Origin of the sequence: Mycobacterium sp. (assembly GCF_050700595.1) — a bacterium.
Taxonomy (GTDB): Bacteria; Actinomycetota; Actinomycetes; order Mycobacteriales; family Mycobacteriaceae; genus Mycobacterium.
Genome location: NZ_JBOHHI010000018.1, coordinates 1 through 1,968, shown reverse-complemented (window position 1 = coordinate 1,968; position 1,968 = coordinate 1). Strand labels below are relative to the sequence as shown.

1 protein-coding gene is annotated in these 1,968 nt (G+C 68.2%); it reads left to right on the top strand.

Features of this window, described 5'->3' with window-relative positions; all coding sequences use genetic code 11:
* Window positions 1–1,968: acyltransferase domain-containing protein (locus tag ACRDTL_RS01330; protein ID WP_431504923.1), on the top strand; the 1,968-nt coding region annotated here is incomplete at both ends.

The following is a 1,968-nucleotide window of genomic DNA, read 5'->3' as shown; positions in this document are numbered from 1 at the left end:
TCGGTGGTGATCGCGAGCAGTTGGTTTCCGGGTTGGCCGGGCTGGCCGACGGTCTGCCGGGTGCCGCGGTGGTCTCCGGTGTGGCGACCCCGGCCGGCAAGACCGTGTTCGTATTCCCCGGCCAAGGATCCCAATGGCTCGGCATGGGCATGGGACTACATGCCGCGTACCCGGTATTCGCCGAAGCGTTCAACACCGTCGTCGGCGAACTCGACCGCCATCTACTGCGCCCGCTACGCGAAGTAATATGGGGCCACAACGAGAATCTGCTGAACACAACAGAATTCGCTCAACCCGCACTGTTCGCGGTCGAAGTAGCACTGTTCCGGCTGCTGGAAGCCTGGGGATTGCGCCCCGATTTCGTGATGGGGCACTCGGTGGGCGAGCTGACCGCCGCCCACGTCGCCGGAGTGCTGTCCTTGGAGAACGCCGCGGTCCTGGTGGTTGCGCGCGGCCGGTTGATGCAAGCCCTGCCCGCAGGCGGTGCCATGGTCGCGGTGCAGGCGGCCGAAGACGAAGTCCGACCACTGCTGGGTGACGATGTCGGCATCGCAGCGGTGAACGGCCCGACGTCGGTAGTGGTTTCCGGCGCCCAGAACGCTGTGGCCGCGGTGGCCGAAAGACTGCGTGCGCAGGGCCGCAGAACGCACCGGCTCGCCGTTTCGCACGCGTTCCATTCCGCATTGATGGAGCCGATGATCGGCGACTTCAGCGCGGTCGCCGGAGGACTGCATGTCGGGAAACCCGCCATCCCGATCATCTCGAACGTGACCGGGCAGCTGGCCGGCGATGACTTCGCCTCCGCACAGTACTGGGCGCAGCACATCCGGGCCGCGGTGCGGTTCGCCGACAGTGTGCGCTTCGCGCAGTCGGCCGGCGCCACCCGCTTCCTGGAGATCGGCCCTGGCGGCGGGCTGGCTGTATCCATCGACGAATCGCTGCCCGACACCGAAGCGGTATCGGTGCCCATGCTGCGCAAGGACCACCCCGAACCGGCCAGCCTGACCAACGGGGTGGCGCGCGCATTCGTATCGGGCGCGCCGGTCGACTGGCGAAAAGTGTTGGGCTGCGGGCGGTTCGCCGAGTTACCGACGTATGCCTTTGAGCGACGGCGATTCTGGTTGTCCAGCGAAGGAGCCGCCGTCGATGCCGCCGGTCTGGGATTGGCGGCCAGTGAGCATCCGCTGCTGGGTGCGGTGGTGGAACTACCGGCCTCGGGCGGAGTGGTGCTGACCGGTCGGCTGTCACCCGCGTCGCAGCCCTGGCTGACTGACCACGCCGTCGGCGGCGTCGTCGTGTTCCCCGGAGCGGGTTTTGTCGAGTTGGTGATCCGCGCCGGCGACGAAGTCGGTTGTGGAATCGTCGACGAGCTGATGCTGGCCGCACCGTTGGTGCTGCCGCCTGCCGGGTCGGTGGCCGTCCAGGTGGTGGTCGGCGGGCCAGATCAGACCGGCTCCCGTACCGTTTCGGTGTTCTCCCGTGCCGACGGTGGATGGGTATTGCACGCCGAAGGTGTGCTGACGTCCCGGGGCGTCGAAGCGGGCGCGAATTTGTCGGTGTGGCCGCCCGCCGGTGCCGCGCCGGTTGATCTGGCGGGAACCTACGAGCGGTTGGCGGCGTGCGGCTACGGGTATGGTCCGGCGTTCCAGGGGCTCATTGCGATGTGGCGGCGCGGCGAGGAGGTGTTCGCCGAGGTGACACTGCCCGAGGCGGCCGGGAGCGTAACCGGGTTCGGTGTGCATCCGGCGGTCCTCGATGCGGCGCTACACGCGGTGATCGTGGCCACCGATGGCGCCACTGGCGCCAGTGACGGTGTGCTGGTGCCGTTCTCCTGGCAAGGCGTGTCGTTGCATGCCGCGGGTGCGTCGGCGGTGCGGGCGCGGATTGCGCCGGTGGGTCCGTCGGCGGTGTCGGTGGAGTTGGCCGATGGGTTGGGGTTGCCGGTGTTGTCGGTGTCCTCGATGGTGG